General features: G+C 64.5%; 15 protein-coding genes and 1 tRNA gene. 3 read left to right on the forward strand and 13 right to left on the reverse strand.

All coding sequences use genetic code 11. The features are described 5' to 3' along the window. Positions 1 to 15 precede the first annotated feature (15 nt). From ACP16H_RS22395 to ACP16H_RS22430, 8 genes are all read right to left on the reverse strand, one after another. A complete protein-coding gene (locus ACP16H_RS22395; RefSeq protein ID WP_425074453.1) occupies positions 16 to 1,731 on the reverse strand; it encodes a nickel-dependent hydrogenase large subunit in 1,716 nt (571 codons plus the stop codon). Continuing rightward, a complete protein-coding gene (locus ACP16H_RS22400; RefSeq protein ID WP_425074454.1) occupies positions 1,728 to 3,110 on the reverse strand; it encodes a (Fe-S)-binding protein in 1,383 nt (460 codons plus the stop codon). The genes ACP16H_RS22395 and ACP16H_RS22400 overlap by 4 nt, the downstream gene beginning before the upstream one ends. Continuing rightward, the gene (locus ACP16H_RS22405; RefSeq protein ID WP_425074455.1) at positions 3,107 to 3,760 is read right to left on the reverse strand and encodes a nitrate reductase; all 654 of its coding nucleotides are present in this window, start codon (positions 3,758 to 3,760) and stop codon (positions 3,107 to 3,109) included. The genes ACP16H_RS22400 and ACP16H_RS22405 overlap by 4 nt, the downstream gene beginning before the upstream one ends. After that, entirely contained in the window at positions 3,757 to 4,845 is a 1,089-nt protein-coding gene (locus ACP16H_RS22410; protein ID WP_425074456.1) for a hydrogenase small subunit, read from the reverse strand. The genes ACP16H_RS22405 and ACP16H_RS22410 overlap by 4 nt, the downstream gene beginning before the upstream one ends. Continuing rightward, entirely contained in the window at positions 4,842 to 5,285 is a 444-nt protein-coding gene (locus ACP16H_RS22415) for a hydrogenase expression/formation C-terminal domain-containing protein (RefSeq protein ID WP_425074457.1), read from the reverse strand. Before ACP16H_RS22415 ends, ACP16H_RS22410 begins: the two co-directional genes overlap by 4 nt. Then, positions 5,282 to 5,785 (reverse strand): HyaD/HybD family hydrogenase maturation endopeptidase, encoded by a 504-nt coding sequence (locus ACP16H_RS22420; protein WP_425074458.1) that lies wholly within the window; start codon positions 5,783 to 5,785, stop codon positions 5,282 to 5,284. The genes ACP16H_RS22415 and ACP16H_RS22420 overlap by 4 nt, the downstream gene beginning before the upstream one ends. 318 nt (positions 5,786 to 6,103) lie before the next feature. Further along, positions 6,104 to 6,179: transfer RNA gene (locus tag ACP16H_RS22425), tRNA-Thr, on the reverse strand. Positions 6,180 to 6,226: 47 nt separating this feature from the next. Further along, positions 6,227 to 7,867, reverse strand: a complete 1,641-nt coding sequence (locus tag ACP16H_RS22430; RefSeq protein WP_425074469.1) for an ABC transporter permease — start codon at positions 7,865 to 7,867, stop codon at positions 6,227 to 6,229. A 93-nt stretch (positions 7,868 to 7,960) separates the two neighbouring features. On the opposite strand from ACP16H_RS22430, the gene ACP16H_RS22435 reads away from it, so the two are divergent. After that, a complete protein-coding gene (locus tag ACP16H_RS22435) occupies positions 7,961 to 8,842 on the forward strand; it encodes a hypothetical protein (protein ID WP_425074459.1) in 882 nt (293 codons plus the stop codon). Between the two features lie 400 nt (positions 8,843 to 9,242). After that, entirely contained in the window at positions 9,243 to 10,133 is an 891-nt protein-coding gene (locus tag ACP16H_RS22440; protein ID WP_425074460.1) for a cation diffusion facilitator family transporter, read from the forward strand. A gap of 85 nt (positions 10,134 to 10,218) precedes the next feature. Here ACP16H_RS22440 and ACP16H_RS22445 read toward each other — a convergent pair whose 3' ends face one another. From ACP16H_RS22445 to ACP16H_RS22465, 5 genes are all read right to left on the reverse strand, one after another. Then, positions 10,219 to 10,956, reverse strand: coding sequence for a peptidase (locus ACP16H_RS22445; protein WP_425074461.1), 738 nt, complete (start codon positions 10,954 to 10,956; stop codon positions 10,219 to 10,221). A gap of 133 nt (positions 10,957 to 11,089) precedes the next feature. Beyond that, positions 11,090 to 11,917: a transglutaminase family protein gene (locus tag ACP16H_RS22450; RefSeq protein WP_425074462.1), complete on the reverse strand. Its 828-nt coding sequence runs from the start codon at positions 11,915 to 11,917 to the stop codon at positions 11,090 to 11,092. 4 nt (positions 11,918 to 11,921) lie between these two features. Then, positions 11,922 to 12,866 (reverse strand): alpha-E domain-containing protein, encoded by a 945-nt coding sequence (locus ACP16H_RS22455; RefSeq protein WP_425074463.1) that lies wholly within the window; start codon positions 12,864 to 12,866, stop codon positions 11,922 to 11,924. After that, complete coding sequence (locus ACP16H_RS22460) at positions 12,866 to 14,290, reverse strand: circularly permuted type 2 ATP-grasp protein (protein ID WP_425074464.1); 1,425 nt, start codon at positions 14,288 to 14,290, stop codon at positions 12,866 to 12,868. Before ACP16H_RS22460 ends, ACP16H_RS22455 begins: the two co-directional genes overlap by 1 nt. A 176-nt stretch (positions 14,291 to 14,466) precedes the next feature. Beyond that, positions 14,467 to 14,724, reverse strand: a complete 258-nt coding sequence (locus tag ACP16H_RS22465; RefSeq protein WP_425074465.1) for a DUF2312 domain-containing protein — start codon at positions 14,722 to 14,724, stop codon at positions 14,467 to 14,469. A 119-nt stretch (positions 14,725 to 14,843) separates the two neighbouring features. Here ACP16H_RS22465 and ACP16H_RS22470 point away from each other — a divergent pair, with 119 nt between their 5' ends. Continuing rightward, positions 14,844 to 15,059: a hypothetical protein gene (locus ACP16H_RS22470; RefSeq protein WP_425074466.1), complete on the forward strand. Its 216-nt coding sequence runs from the start codon at positions 14,844 to 14,846 to the stop codon at positions 15,057 to 15,059. The last annotated feature ends 143 nt before the right edge of the window (positions 15,060 to 15,202 follow it).

The following is a 15,202-nucleotide window of genomic DNA, read 5'->3' on the forward strand; positions in this document are numbered from 1 at the left end:
CGCGCCCGGAGGATTTCAGCAGACCTTGACCTGCACCCGTTCGGTGCCGTCGGGGTCCATGACGTGCACGGCACAGGCAAGACAGGGGTCGAAGCTGTGCACCGTGCGCAGGATTTCCAAAGGCTGGTCGGGGTTCACCATCTGGTGGTTGTCCTGAAGGGCGGCCTCGTAGGCGCCCTCCTGCCCGCCCGCGTCGCGCGGGCCTGCATTCCATGTGGAAGGCACAACCGCCTGATAATTGGCGATCTTGCCATCCTCGATGACGATCCAATGGCCCAGGCCGCCGCGCGGGGCCTCCATGAAGCCGACGCCCTGCGCCTTTGACGGCCAGGTGGACGGCTGCCACGACGTGCCGTTGAAGGTGGTGGTGTCGCCCGACTTGATGTTGGCAATGAGCGCGTCGTACCAGCCCGTCATCGCGTCGGCGATGATCCTGGTTTCCAGCGTGCGCGCGGCGACGCGGCCCATGGTGGAATAAAGCGCCTCTACCGGCAGGTCGAGTTGCCTCAGGGCGCTGTCCACCAGCCCCTTGGCCTGTTCGTTGCCCGAGGCGACCATCATCAGCACGCGGGCCAGCGGGCCGACCTCGACGGCGTTTCCCTTCCAGCGGGGGGATTTGATCCAGCTGTAGGCACCGTCAACGTCCAGTTGGGTGTAGGGCGGTTTCGGGCCGGTGTAGTTCAGTTTCGTCTCGCCGTCGTAGGGGTGCAGGCCGGTGTCCTTGCCGCCCGCGTAGTCGTACCACGAATGGGCCACGTATTCCTCGATCCCGCCGCCCGCGTTCATGTCGACGGGATGGATGGTCGAGAGGTCCCGGTTCAGGATCACGCCCGCCGGAACCAGATTGTCGCCGCCAAAGCCCGCCGCCGGGAAATCGCCGTAGGTCAGGAAGTTGCCCAGCCCCTCGCCGCGCTGGAACCAGTCCTTGTAGAAGGAGGCGATGGCGAGTGTATCAGGGAGGTAGACATCGGTGACGAAGGCCTGCGCCATGTCGAGGATGTTCTTCACCTGCGCCAGTTTCTCGGCGTTGATGGCGCTGTCCGAGTTCAGGTCGATGGGCGATGGCACGCCGCCCACGACGAGGTTCGGATGCGGGTTCTTGCCGCCGAAGATGGCGTGCAGCTTGGCCACCTCGCGCTGCCATTTCAGCGCCTCGAGGTAGTGGGCGACGGCCATGAGGTTGGCCTCGGGCGGGAGCTTGTAGGCCGGGTGCCCCCAGTAGCCATTGGCGAAGATGCCGATCTGGCCGGTCTCGACGAAGCCTTTGAGCTGCTGTTTCACGTCGGCGAAGTAGCCGGGCGAGGAGAGCGCGTGTTTCGAGATGCTTTGCGCCAGTTCCGAGGTGGCCTTTGGGTCGGCGTCGAGCGCAGAGACCACGTCCACCCAGTCCAGCGCGTGCAGGTGGTAGAAGTGCATGACGTGGTCGTGCACGTATTGCGCGCCGATCATCAGGTTGCGGATCAGCTGGGCATTGGTGGGGATGTCGATCTTCAAGGCGTCCTCCACCGCGCGGATGGAGGCCATGCCGTGGACCAGCGTGCAGACGCCACAGATGCGCTGGGCAAAGGCCCAGGCATCGCGGGGGTCGCGGCCCTTCAGGATGATCTCGATCCCGCGGACAGAGGTCCCCGAGGAAAAGGCGCTGGCGATGCGGTCGCCCTCCATCCGCGCCTCGATGCGCAGGTGGCCCTCGATGCGGGTGATCGGGTCGACGACGATGCGCTCGGTCATGTCTGCGCTCCTTCTTTGGCCGTCTTCGGCAGGTGGGCAGCGATGATCGCGGCGAGGCTGTCGACGGGGAGGCTGTCGCCCGCCTTGACCTTGCCGACCTCGAAGTTCATGCGGCACGACCCGCAGGACACCACGAGGCTTTCGGCGCCGGTCGCCTCGATCTCGTTCATCTTTACGCGGTAGCCCGCGCGTTTGAGCTTGTCGGCGCGTTCGATGAGGAAGTTCCCTGCCCCGCCGCCACAGCAGAAGTTGTACTGCTTGCTGGATTCGGTTTCGTGCAGTTCCCAGCCGATCGCTTCGAGGATGGCGCGGGGTTCGTCAAAGACGCCGCCCCAGCGGCCGACCTTGCAGGGGTCATGCAGGGCGACGACGCGCTTGTGCTTGTCCTTTTCCAGCGTCAGGCGGCCGTCCATCACGGCGCGGCCGAAGTATTCCGAGACGGTGTAGGTCTCGAACGGCACGGGCTGGCCGTAGGCCTCGGCGGCGCCAAAGCGGATCGCCGGGAAGGTATGGCCGCATTCCGGGACGATGACGATCCTGGCCTGACATTTCAGGGCGGCGTCGACGATGCTCCGGGTCATCTTTTTCTTGGTGGCCTCGTGGCCGGAGAGCAGGCCGAAGTTGGCCGTCTCGTAGCCGTCGGTCATCAGGGTGAAATCGACACCCATGTGGTGCAGCGTTTCGATGGTGCCGCCGAGCGCATCGCGGAACAGGTGAATATCAAGGCCGGAGGTGGTGACGAGCACCTCGGCGGGGAGCTTGTTCACCGGGATTTCGAAGCCGAGCTTCTCTTGCAGGTCCATGATGCGGAACATGAAAAGGTCCTCGTCCGCGCCAAAGATCGTGCCGTCCTCGGCCTGGCCCTCCTGCATGAAGCGTAGTTCGTCGGGCATCATCCCTGCCGCCGCCATGGCAGAGCGGTTCAGCGCCACCATGTCGGCGATGTTGATCCCCGCCGGACAGACCAGATTGCAGCGTCCGCACATGGTGCAACTGTCGTAGACCAGTTCCTGCTGCGCGTTCAGATCGTCGATGGTGATGTCGTTGGTGACCCAGCGCAGCATCCAGTTCATCGGGGAGAGTTCCCGCTGATAGACCCGTTTCAGCAGGTCCAGCTTGCGGATCGGCGTGTATTTGGGGTCCTTCGTGCCGATGTAGAACTGGCAGGCCTGTGCGCAGGCACCGCAGTGGATGCAGGCATCCAGCTGCACGGCGATGTTGTTGTCGATGGATTTGAGGAAGGTCTGCTTGAAGGCCGCGATGCGGTCCTCGTCCGGGATCTCCACGGCCGGTGAGACCTCGTCCTTGATCGAGGCGGCCATGCCGTAGAACATGGCAAAGGCTTCGTCGAGTTCCTGTTTCGTGACGACTTCGGTCATGCGTCCACCCCCCTGCGCCAGAATTTCACGCCGAGGATGTAACGGGACGGCAGCACCGTGACGGCGTGGTAGAGTTTCGAGAACGGGAACCACACGAGCAGAAGCGCGATGCTCAGGAAGTGCAGTCCCAGCATGGTTTCATAGGCAAGCCCAAGGTGACCGTAGGCGGCCAGTCCGGTGAGGAAGGGCAGCGCGGTCACCAGCACGGCGGCAAAATCGCCGAAGGTCGAGATCTCGCGCAGCACCGGGTCGATGAAGCGCCGCACGAAGAGCAGGATCAGGATCGCGGCAGAGACCATCCCCGCAAAGACGATCACGCCATTGGGCAGCGCAGGCCATGCAAAGCCGAGGATCGATTCAAAGAACAGGATGTGCAGCGGGAAGAAGAACAGCACCACGACAAAACCCAGGTGCCAGATCCAGCCCAGCACGTATTGAAACGCGATCTTGTCGCGGAACACCGGCGCGGGCACAAAACGCGTCAGCATCAGCCGCCATCCCCCGCGCGACAGGTTTTCGTGGCGGGGTTTCGACAGGGTCTTGTTGCGCATCATCATCATCAGGCCGATGGACCGCCAGAGCATCCCCGCCACGAAGATCACCGTGGCCCATGTCAGCGCCGGACCGCGCGCGAATTCCAGGAGCGTCATTCCGCGTCCTCCACCTTGGGTTTCGGGGTTCGGTGCGCCTTTTGCTGGTTGCGCAGGACTGCGCCGCCGCCGACCCCCAGCGCGGCCCCGGCCAGCGCCGCCACGGCGAGTTTGGACGCGTCCAGCGTCGTGCCCTGCGACAGCGGTGCATAGAAACTGCCCGCGTCCCAGAAGTTCGGTTCCGAACAGCCAAGACAGCCGTGGCCGGCCTCGATCGGGAAGGAGGTGCCGTCGTTCCACTTCATCACCGCGCAGGCGTTGTAGGTGACAGGCCCCTTGCAGCCGAGTTTATACAGGCACCAGCCCGCCTTTGCGCCCTCGTCATCGAAGCTTTCCGCAAAAAGGCCGCGTTCGTAGAACGGACGGCGGTAGCAGCGGTCGTGGATGTTCTGACCGTAGAAGGCCATGGGGCGGTTCAGGTGATCCAGCTCCGGCAGTTCCCCAAAGGCCAGGTAATGCGCCAGAACGGCGGTCATCACGGCGGGGATCGGCGGGCAGCCGGGGACGTTCACGATGGGCTTGTCGTGGATGATGTCGGACACCGAGACCGCGCCGGTCGGGTTCGGATCGGCATAGGGAATGCCGCCAAAGGCCGCGCAGGTCCCGATGGAGACGATGGCCGCCGCGCCCTCGGCCACGCGCTTCAGCGTATCGAGGTTGCTTTCGCCCGCCACGGTGGAATAGCCCGCATTGCCCAAGGGGATCGAGCCATCGACCAGCACGAGGTAGTCGCCCCATGCGTCCTCCATCGCCTTGTCGCGGGCGGCTTCGGCAGCGTGACCGGAGGCGGCCATGAGCGTGTGCTGGTAGTCGAGCGAGATCGCTTCGAAGATCAGGCTTTCGATGCTGGGATTGTCGGAACGCAGGATCGACTCGGCGCAGCCGGTGCATTCCTGAAACGACAGCCAGATGACCGACGGGCGGCGCTGCGCCTCCAGCGCGGCGGCGATGCGCGGTCCCATGGCAGGCGGCAGCGCCAGAAGCGAGGCGGTGGTGGCGCAGAACTTCAGGAAGCTGCGGCGCGAGACGCCGCGTTTCTGAAGACGCTCGCCCAGCGTCAACGGGGTGTTCGGCGTTTGGGTCATGACACCTCCTCCGGTCGGTCAAGGTCTTCGGTAAGGTCTGCCACCAGATCGGGGGCCAGATCCGCCGCCAACCGGACGGCCAGCCGTTCGAGCCCCGCCGCAATGTCCACGGGCTGCGATTTCAGAATGTCGGGCACATGCGTTACTTCGATGTGACGGGCCAGTACGGCGCCATCGGCGTTGCGATGCGTGATGCGCCAGACCCCCGCGAAGCCGGTCTCCTGAACCTCGCTCTCGCCGCCTGCATCGACCACCGCGCGCACTTCGCCCTGCCCCAGCGAGGCATCGAACGCGTGGGTATCCTCGGGCATCATGGGAATGCCGGTGAGGTCCAGCGTGGTGGGGGCGCCCTCGTCGCGCAGGCGGGTCAGCGCATGGCGGATCTCGTTGAGAAGCAGCGGCACGTTGCCGGTGCCGGGGCGTGCGACGTGACGGGTCATGGCTGGCGCTCCAGGGTTTCGGTGGTCCATCGGTCGATGACGGTGCGGGCCAGGCGGATCGCCTCGGGCATGGCCTGTTCGACGGCGGGGCTGAGGCTGAGACCCCAGCCGATCTCGGCCGGTTCGATGGCGATGAGGGCGCGGCGCGCGGGCAGATCGCCGGTCATGCGCGCCATGTCGAGCAGGTCGGTGAGCCCCACCTCGTGCACGGTCAGCTTGCCCGAGCGGATGAAGTCGTCCATCGTCTGCCCTTCGAGGCATTGCACGGCCCCAGGCGCGGCCTTCAGGCGGGCGGCGTCAAAGACAATGAGCGCATCGGCGGCACCGATGTCTTCGGCGAGGGTGAAACTGAGGGTGCCCGCATCAAGGCACCTCAGGCCGGGGTGGTCGCCCGCTTCGGCCTTCAAACGTCGGACCGCCTGCGGCCCGGCGGCTTCGTCGGTCATCAGCGTGTTGCCGACGCCAAGCGCGAGGATCGTTGGAGGGGTCTGTCTGGCCACGGCGAGTCGCTCCGGTCACATATCGGTTTGACGATATGTTAACCCCTGCCCCGGCGTGGTCTTTGCGCTAAAGCAAAGAGGTGAAGGGCAAGCAGCTTTTTTCCGAATGCGGTGGCGAAACCCTGGCAAAGCACTGCCCGAGTTCAATAAATTTTCCACTCAAACCCAAGGACGTCGCCGACGGGCGGCATGTCATCGGAAGGTGGGTTTCCGATTTTCCGAGCATGAGGAAGCAAATGTGCCAAATCTGGCATACGTCCGCCAAGACCCGGAAAGCCAGAGGCACCAAACTACGAGTATAGTGATTGATCTTGAAGATGGTGCCCCCACACGGACTCGAACCGCGGACCTACTGATTACAAATCAGTTGCTCTACCAGCTGAGCTATAGGGGCACTGCGGTTCGTTTAGCCCGGTTTTCGCGCCGTGAAAAGGGGCGAATTCAGCGATTTGCGCGGGCCAGCAGACCGACGGCGATCAGACCGAAAAGGATGACCAGGATTGCGGCGGGGGCGGCGTCTCCGAGGTTTTCGAGGCTGGCCTGTTCATGCACGCGCGTGGCGAGGGTTTCGTAGTTGAACGGGCGCAAGAGGAGCGTGGCGGGCAGTTCCTTGACGCAGTCGACGAAGACCAGAAGCAGCGCAGAGGCGATGGAGGCGCGCATCAGCGGGTAGTAGACCGCCGTCAGAACCTGTCCCTGGTTGCGACCCAGCGAGCGCGCGGCAAGCGGCAGGTTGGGCGAGACGCGGCCCATGGCGGCGTCGGCGGCGCCTTGGGCGATGGCGAAGAAACGCACGCAATAGGCGAGGACCAGCGCGAAGGCGGTGCCGGTCAGCACGAGACCCGGATCCCAGCCGGTGGCGTTCCAGATGGCGTCGGCCATGGCATTGTCGATCAGCGCCAGCGGGATCAGGATGCCAACGCCGAGGACAGCGCCCGGTGCGGCGTAACCGATGGTCGTGACGGGCAGCAGCAGGCGCGGCAGGCGCTGGCCCGACAGACGGACGCCGTAGACGAGGAAGACGCCGCCCGCGACGCAGATCACGGCGGCGAGGCCGCCGACGATGGCGGTGTTCAGGCCTGCCTGCCAAAGGTCGGCGTCGATCCAGTTCCCGGCGTTGTCGAGCGCGTGGCTGAGGATGACACCGGCGGGCAGGACGAAGCCCATCAGCAGGGGCAACGTGCAGGCGAGTGTGGCGACCCAGCCTTTCCAGCCGGTTAACGCGACGTGCGCCACCGGACGGTGACGGGTCGACAGGTTGAAAAAGCGCATGCGGCGGCGCGAGATTTTTTCCAAAGTGACCAGCAGGACCACGAGGACAAGGACGACCGAGGCGATCTGGGCCGCGCCGCCGGCGTTGTTGCCTTCGAGCCAGACGGAGAAGATGCCGGTGGTCAGGGTCTGCACGGCGAAATAGTCCACCGTCCCGAAATCATTGACGGATTCCATCATGACGATGGCAACGCCCGCCGCGATGGCGGGGCGCGCCAGTGGCAGGCCGACGCGCCAGAACCGGGCAAAGGGGCCTGCGCCAAGGGAGCGGGCGACCTCTTCGGAGGAGGCCGATTGCTCACGGAAGGCGGCGCGGGCCAGCAGATAGACGTAGGGAAACAGCGCGGCGGAGAGGACGAGGATGGCCGCCCCCAGCGAGCGGATTTCCGGGAACCAGTAGTCGCGGGCGTTCTGCCAGCCAAAGAGCGCGCGCAACCCGGTCTGCACCGGCCCCGCGTATTCAAGGAAATCGACCAGCGCATAGGCACCCACGTAGGCAGGAATGGCCAGCGGCAGCAGCAGCAGCCACTCCAGCCAGCGCCGCCCCGGGAAGTCGTAGCGCGAGATCAGCCAGGCTGCACCGGTGCCCACCATGGCGGCCAGGAGACCCACGCCGAACATCAGTTTCGCGGTGGTCATCAGGTAGCGCGGCAGGGTCGTGGCAATCAGATGGGGCCAGATGTTTTCCTTTGGAAACAGGGCGATACCAAAAACGGCGAGGATCGGCGCGACGACGATCAGGGCAATCACGATCGCCCCCACGGACCAACGGCTGGGCAGCCGAAGGCGGTGTTGTGTCGTCTCGATCATCGCCATGCGCGGCCCCTTTCGGCAGTGTTCCTAGCCCGAAAACCCCTTATAGTGGGCGCATCGAGCAACCGAAAGCCTTTGAAGACCAAGACGATGCAGGTGATCCTTCACACTGGCGTGCATTGCACTGACGAGGATCGCATCCTCAAGTGCCTCTTGCGCAATGCCGAAGCCTGGCGCCACGAGGGCGTCGCCATCCCCGGCCCCTCCAAGTACCGGAGATTGCTGGCGGATTCCCTGACGAAGCTGAAGGGATCGACGCCGGACGCGCAGGTGCGCGAGGTGCTGCTGGACGCGATCCTCAGCGAGGACCCGCATCAGATCGACCGGCTGGTGCTGTCGAACGACAACTTCTTTTCCGTGCCGAAACTGGCGTTCCAGAACGGGCTGGTCTACCTGCGGGCCGAGGCGCGGTTGCAGACCTTTGCCGATATCTTTGCCGAGGACGAGGTGGAGATCTTCATGGGGCTGCGCAACCCGGCGACCTTCCTGCCGGCGGTCTTCGGAGCGACCCCGCACGAGGAATTCGGGGCCTTCATGAATGGCGTCGACCCGATGCACCTGCGCTGGTCCGACCTTGTGCGGCGGATCCGGGACACCCTGCCCCATGTGCCCATAACCCTTTGGTGCAACGAGGATACTCCGATCATCTGGGGAGAGATCATCCGCGAGATGGCGGGGATCGAGATGACCCGCAAGATCAGTGGCGCCTTCGATCTGTTCAGCCAGATCATCGACAAGGAAGGCATGAAGCGGTTCCGCGCCTTCCTGGCAGAGAACCCGACGATCAACGAGATGCAGAAGCGGCGGGTGATGGCGGCCTTCCTCGACAAATACGCCATGGACGAGGAGATCGAGGAAGACGTGGACCTGCCCGGCTGGGACGATGCCTATGTCGACATGCTGACCGAGCTGTACGAGGACGATCTGGACACGCTGGCCGGGATGCACGGTGTGTCGCTGATAACGCCTTAATACCTGTGGCAGCGCGGGGGCGGGTTACCCCTGCGGGCGGAGGGGTAACGGGGCGAACGGTCTTTGAGCCTACCGGATGTAGGGTTTGAGCCACATCCCTGGCACAACGGATTAAGGGTTCTTAACCTTTGCAGACGCGCGTTAAGGGCAGAACCGGCCGGTTTTGCGCCGATTCCCGGCCGGATTTTTACCTTTGGTTTGATTCGGGCGCGCGAAACCGTTGCGCGACGATTTTTTCTGTTAAGATTTTTTCTTTTAATCAGCGGGCGCAAGCCGCCTGATCCGCCGCGCGCGAGGCCACCGTCGCGCGCAAGGCGCCAAAGCCCGCGCATTGCGACGCATCGGGTTGAGGCCCCCTGCCCCAGCCTGTATCCCGACAGGACGGACAGACGAGGGCGGCATGAACGGCAAGTTGAAACTGGCGGTGGGCAGCCTGATCCTTGGCTGTGTCGTACTGGCGCTGAAGACGCTGGCCTGGTGGCTGACGGGTTCGGTGGCGCTGCTGTCGGACGCGCTGGAAAGCACGGTGAACCTGGCCACCGCCTTTGCCGCGCTGGTGGCGATCAACATCGCCTCGCGCCCGGCGGATTCGCAGCATCCCTTTGGACACCACAAGGCGGAGTTCTTCAGCGCGGTGCTGGAGGGCGTGATGATTATCGTGGCGGCGGTGTTCATCATGCACGAGGCCTGGAGCGGTTTCATGGCGCCGCGCGTGCTGGAGGCGCCGACGGAGGGGTTGGCGATCAACGCCTTTGCCACGGTGCTGAACGGGGCCTGGGCCTGGGTTTTGGTGCGGCAGGGGCGTGCGCTGAAGTCGCCCGCGCTGGTGGCTGACGGCAAGCACCTGTGGACGGATGTCTGGACCTCGGCGGGGGTGGCTGTCGGCGTGCTGCTGGCGCTGGTGACCGGCTGGTGGGTGCTGGACTCGATCATGGCGGCGCTGGTGGCGGTGAACATCCTGTGGTCGGGCTGGGTGGTGATGCGCACCTCGCTGAGCGGTTTGATGGATGAATCGGTACCGGAGGAGGAACTGGGGCGCATCCGCGAGGTGATCGCGGCCAATGCCGAGGGCGCGGTGGAGGCGCATGACCTGCGCACGCGCCACGCCGGATCAGCGACCTTCGTGGAGTTTCACCTGGTGGTGCCGGGCGAAATGACGGTCTTTGACGCGCATGAGATCTGCGACCGGGTGGAACATGCCTTGCACGACGCGGTGCCCGAAAGCCGGGTGACGATCCATGTCGAGCCGGAGCACAAGTCGAAGCATCAGGGGATCGTGGTGCTGGACTGATGGGTTGGTCCCGGAGGAGAGCGCCGGGGCTCTGCCCCGGACTCCGGAGTATTTGGACCAAGAAGAAGCCATGGGCGCGGCGGCGTCAGTCGTCGAAGGTGAAGGGGTCGAGGCCGTCAAGGGTGTTCTTCAGCGCCTCGCCCCAGCCGTGGCTGATGGTCTGGAAATAGGGATCATCGGCGGTGATGCGGCCCGTGCGGCCGGTTTTCAGGCTGCCGGTGTCGTAGCAGTGGTAATCGAAGGGGAGGCCCACGGTGAGGTTGGCCTTGATCGTCGAGTCGAAGCTGACGAGGAGCAGTTTCATCGCCTCTTCGAAGGACATGTCAGGATCGTAGGCGCGCACAAGGATCGGGCGGCCGTACTTGATCTCGCCGGTCTGGAAGAAGGGCGTGTCGGCGCTGGCCTCGATGAAGTTGCCCTCGGGGTAGATGAGGAAGAGGCGCGGCGGGTTATCCCCGATCTGGCCGCCCAGCAGCAGCGTGGCGTTGAAGGCCGTGTCGGCGCGCTGGCCGGACTGGGCTTGGCGGTCGATCACGTCGCGCAGGGTTTCGCCCACGAGGCGGGCGGCCTGGAACATCGAGGGCACGGCGAGCAGCGAGGGGGAGCGTTCCGAGGGCGCCTTCAGCCGCTCGTCGAGTTCGGAGACAACGGCCTGCGTGGTGGCGAGGTTGCCCGCGCTCATGAGGGTGATGCAGCGCTCGCCCTCGTTTTCCCAGATCGACATCTTGCGGAAGGTGGAAATATTGTCGAGGCCCGCGTTGGTGCGGGTGTCGGACATGAAGACAAGTCCGCGGTTCAGCATCATCCCGACGCAGTAGGTCATTTCCGTCACTCCCGTTCACCACCGATGCGTTTACGGCGTGCGCGGGGGGCCGATCAAGTGCGATATGCCATCAATCGCGCGGGATGCGCCCATCGAGGGGGCGCATCGGGATAGTCTGCCCTGTGATTGGGCGTTACTGCGATTGGGACTGGGATTGCGATTGGGCCTGCTGGGCCACGTCTATGGCCACATCCAGCGCCTCGCCCTCGCCGCCGATGCGGCGTCCTGTCACGGGGGCGGCCTCGGCGTAATCGAGGCCGATGGCGACGCGGACGTAGCGTTCGTCCGGGGACATCTGATTGGCCGGATCGAAGCCCACCCAGCCGAGGTCGGGGATGTGGATTTCGGCCCAAGCGTGCATGGCGTCCTGTTCGGTCTGGCCTTCCATCAGCAGGTAGCCCGAGACGTAGCGCGCGGGCCAGCCGGCCTCGCGGGCGCAGGCGATCATGACATGGGCATGGTCCTGGCAGACGCCCTTGCCATGCGAGATCGCCTCTTCGGCGGTCCAGTCGCTCTCAGAACTGCCGGTCTCGTAGGCCACGGCCTTTTCGATCAGCGGCATGAGCGCGTGGCAGCGGCCAAGGATCGTACCACCCTCGACCTTTTTGAGCAGCGCCTTGACGCCCGGCCCGGCCTTGGTGCGGTCGGTGACGCGCTTGTAGAGCCAGAGCGGCACGCAGCCGGTGTGGCGACCGATGACGCCATGGCTTTCGGTCAGTTCGACCTCGCCTTCGCAATGCACGGACATCTCGGTGCAGTCGCGGTCAAAGCTGATGAGGTCGACGGTGTTGCCGTGCTGGTCCTCGTAGCTGACCTCGTGGGTCGCGCCGTCGAGTGTCATGGTCCAGGTCACGACCTCCTGGTTGCGGCGCGAGCGCGGTTTCAGGCGCAGCTGCTGAAGGCCCGAAGTGACCGGTTCATCGAAGGTGTAGCGGGTGGTGTGGGAGATTTTCAGCCGCATGGGATCACTCGTAGAACCGGTAGTCGATTTCGATCTGCCGCCCGATCGCGGCGATTTCGCCCAATACCTTCTGGATGTACTCGTGAAGTCCGTAATCAAACACCTGGTCGATGGTCATGCGCATGTATTTCTGCTGCATGTCCTCGGCCATGAGGCAGCACTGGCAGTGGCTGCTGTAATCGGCGGAAAGGTAGCCAAGGTTGTCGATGATCTTGGCGGTACAGAACGCAAGGCTGCGCGGCATCCGGCGGTCGAGGATGAGGAATTGCGCGATGCTTTGCGGGTCCATCTGCGCGCCGTAGGCCATGCGGAAGCCGCCGCGACCGGAGACGGAACGCAGGAGGATCTCCCATTGCACGTTGTCGATCGACGAGCCGACCGCCGCGACGGTGGGCAGGAGGACGTAGTATTTCACGTCGATGATGCGCGCGGTGTTGTCGGCGCGTTCGAGGAAGGTGCCGATGCGGGCGAAATCGTAGATCTCGTTGCGCAGCATCGTGCCATGCGTGGTGCCCCGGACCATGCCGGTGCGCTGACGCAGCATCCGCAGCACGCCCGGCAGGTCGCGGTCGGCGACCTTGCGGGACAGGCCGTCCTTGGCGGTCATGTAGGCGGTATTGGTCGCCTCCCAGACCTCGGTGGTCAGGGCGGTGCGCACCATGCGGGCGTTCTGGCGGGCCTGCGCGATGCAGGACAGCACCGATCCGGGGTTGTCCTTGGAGCGCAGCAGCCAGTCGACGGCGTGGTCACGGGTGACCTCTTCGCCGTATTGCGCCTCGTAACCGGCGAGACAGCCGGAGGTCTGCAGGACCGAGCGCCACTCGTCCTCGGTGGAGCCCAGACGCGTGAGCGCGATGCGCTGACCGGTCTCGATCAGGCGCGCGATGTTCTCTGCCCGCTCCAGTTGGCGGTACATCCAGAACAGGCCATTGGCGGTTTTTCCGAGCATCAGTCTTCCAGTACCCAGGTGTCCTTGGTTCCGCCGCCCTGCGAGGAGTTCACCACGAGGGAGCCTTTCTTCAGCGCCACGCGGGTCAGGCCGCCGGGCGTGATGTTGATGCCCTGCGGGCTGACCAGCACGTAGGGCCGCAGGTCGACGTGGCGCGGGCTGAGCCCCGCCTTGGTGAAGATCGGCACGGTGGACAGCGCCAGCGTCGGCTGGGCGATGTAGTTCGACGGCTTGGCCTCGAGCTTCTTGCGGAAGGTCGCCAGTTCCTTCTTCGACGAGGTCGGGCCGATCAGCATGCCGTAGCCGCCGGAGCCGTGCACCTCCTTGACCACCAGTTCTTCGAGGTGATCCAGCACATAGGCCAGCGCGTCCGGTTCGGCGCAGCGCCATGTCGGCACGTTTTCCAGCAAGGGCCGTTCGCCGGTGTAGAATTCGACGATCTCGGGCATGTAGCTGTAGATCGCCTTGTCGTCGCAGATGCCGGTGCCGGGCGCGTTGGCGATGGTCAGCTTGCCCGCGCGGTAGACATCCATGATCCCCGGCACGCCCAGCGCGCTTTCGGGGTTGAAGTTCAGCGGATCGAGGAAGTCGTCGTCGATGCGGCGGTAGACCACGTCGATGGGCTTGTAGCCCTGGGTCGTGCGCATGCACAGGCGCCCGTCCATGACGCGCATGTCATGGCCCTCGACCAGCTCGACGCCCATCTGATCGGCAAGGAAAGAGTGCTCATAATAGGCGGAATTGTAGATGCCCGGGGTCATGACGGCGACCGTGGGCTTGCCCTCGGCACAGTCGGGCGCGCAGGCCGACAGGCTGTTGAGCAGGTCGGTGGGATAGGTCTGCACCGGCTGCACGCGGTTGGTGCTGAAGAGTTCCGGGAACATCTGCAGCATGGTCTCGCGGTTTTCGAGCATGTAGCTGACGCCGGAGGGCGTGCGGCCATTGTCCTCGAGCACGTAGAATTCATCCGGACCTGTGCGCACGAGGTCGATGCCGACGATGTGTGTGTAGACCCGCCCGGGAGGCGTGACGCCGATCATGCGCGGCTCGAAGGCGGCATTGCGCGAGATCATTTCCTCGGGGATGCGGCCTGCCTTGATGATCTCCTGCCCGTGGTAGATGTCGTGCAGGAAGGCGTTGATGGCGCGCACGCGCTGTTCGATGCCCCGGGACAGGCGCTGCCATTCGCGGCCCGCGATGATGCGCGGGATGATGTCGAAGGGGATCAGTCGCTCCTCGGCCTCGGCGCGTCCGTAGACGTTGAAGGTGATGCCGGTGAGGCGGAACAATTCCTCGGCTTCGCGCTGCTTGTTGCGCAGGTGTTTCGGGTCCTCGCCCTCGAACCAGCCATTGAATTTCTCGTAAGGCTGGCGAATTCCGTCGCCCAGACCCTGCATTTCATCGAAGATCGGCCTGTCGCCCATAAAATCCCCGCAACTGCCCCATATTTCGTGGGTGCTTTTCCCCCGTCAGTTAGATGACGCTAGTGCGCTGGCCGTGGTTGATCAACATTCCGGCAGGATTTTTCGCGACAAACCCATGATATGCATAAAAAAAAGGCACCCATTGGGTGCCCTTGGCATGCAGTCTGCGGTGCGGCTCAGGCCATACCCAGCGCCGCCTTGTACATTTCGAGAACCGCCTCTTCTTCGGCGATGTCATCCGCGTCACGCTTGCGCAGCGAGATCACCTTGCGCATGACCTTGGTATCATAGCCGCGCCCCTTGGCTTCGGCCATCACTTCCTTGATCTGCTCGGTGACTTCTTTTTTCTCTTCTTCCAGCCGTTCGATGCGCTCGATGAACTGCGTCAGTTCGCCTGCGGCAATGCCGTAGCTGTCACTGGGGGTATCCTGCATCTTGGTGCCTCCATGGAATGTGCCCTCCCGATACAGGCGCGGGCGGAGCGCATCAAGGGGTTGCGCGAGGGGTTGGCCTGCTTTAGGCGCAAGGGCGTTTATCAACGGGGAGTGCGGGCATGGGCTGGCTGATCTGGAGCGGCGCGGCGGTGTCGCTGGCGGGACTGGTGGGGCTGATCTGGTGCATCGCCAAGGTCTGGGGCGCGCGCAAGGCGGGCCTGACGGACGAGGAGCTGCGCGTGGTGATGCGCAAGGTGGTGCCGCTGAACATGGGCGCACTGTTCCTGTCCACCATCGGATTGTTGATGGTCATCGTCGGGATCTTCCTGGGCTGATCCGCAAAGTCAGAACGGCGTGCCGTGGTTTCGCCTCGCTGACGCGAGGCGACCGACGCGGCCCTGCGGGCCGCGCGGCAACGCCCTTAGGGCGTGGGGGGGGGGGGGGCGCCCCCCCGCCCCCCCGCGCCCGGCGCCCCCCC

The sequence above is a fragment of the Sagittula sp. S175 genome (assembly GCF_049800975.1).
GTDB lineage: Bacteria > Pseudomonadota > Alphaproteobacteria > Rhodobacterales > Rhodobacteraceae > Sagittula.

Excerpts from the sequence above, each read along its gene's own strand:
- ACP16H_RS22395 (WP_425074453.1), bottom strand. The coding sequence starts at position 1,731 with ATGACCGAGCGCATCGTCGTCGACCCGATCACCCGCATCGAGGGCCAC.
- ACP16H_RS22400 (WP_425074454.1), bottom strand. The coding sequence starts at position 3,110 with ATGACCGAAGTCGTCACGAAACAGGAACTCGACGAAGCCTTTGCCATG.
- ACP16H_RS22405 (WP_425074455.1), bottom strand. The coding sequence starts at position 3,760 with ATGACGCTCCTGGAATTCGCGCGCGGTCCGGCGCTGACATGGGCCACG.
- ACP16H_RS22410 (WP_425074456.1), bottom strand. The coding sequence starts at position 4,845 with ATGACCCAAACGCCGAACACCCCGTTGACGCTGGGCGAGCGTCTTCAG.
- ACP16H_RS22415 (WP_425074457.1), bottom strand. The coding sequence starts at position 5,285 with ATGACCCGTCACGTCGCACGCCCCGGCACCGGCAACGTGCCGCTGCTT.
- ACP16H_RS22430 (WP_425074469.1), bottom strand. The coding sequence starts at position 7,867 with ATGATCGAGACGACACAACACCGCCTTCGGCTGCCCAGCCGTTGGTCC.
- ACP16H_RS22435 (WP_425074459.1), top strand. The coding sequence starts at position 7,961 with ATGCAGGTGATCCTTCACACTGGCGTGCATTGCACTGACGAGGATCGC.
- ACP16H_RS22440 (WP_425074460.1), top strand. The coding sequence starts at position 9,243 with ATGAACGGCAAGTTGAAACTGGCGGTGGGCAGCCTGATCCTTGGCTGT.
- ACP16H_RS22445 (WP_425074461.1), bottom strand. The coding sequence starts at position 10,956 with ATGACCTACTGCGTCGGGATGATGCTGAACCGCGGACTTGTCTTCATG.
- ACP16H_RS22450 (WP_425074462.1), bottom strand. The coding sequence starts at position 11,917 with ATGCGGCTGAAAATCTCCCACACCACCCGCTACACCTTCGATGAACCG.
- ACP16H_RS22455 (WP_425074463.1), bottom strand. The coding sequence starts at position 12,866 with ATGCTCGGAAAAACCGCCAATGGCCTGTTCTGGATGTACCGCCAACTG.
- ACP16H_RS22460 (WP_425074464.1), bottom strand. The coding sequence starts at position 14,290 with ATGGGCGACAGGCCGATCTTCGATGAAATGCAGGGTCTGGGCGACGGA.
- ACP16H_RS22465 (WP_425074465.1), bottom strand. The coding sequence starts at position 14,724 with ATGCAGGATACCCCCAGTGACAGCTACGGCATTGCCGCAGGCGAACTG.
- ACP16H_RS22470 (WP_425074466.1), top strand. The coding sequence starts at position 14,844 with ATGGGCTGGCTGATCTGGAGCGGCGCGGCGGTGTCGCTGGCGGGACTG.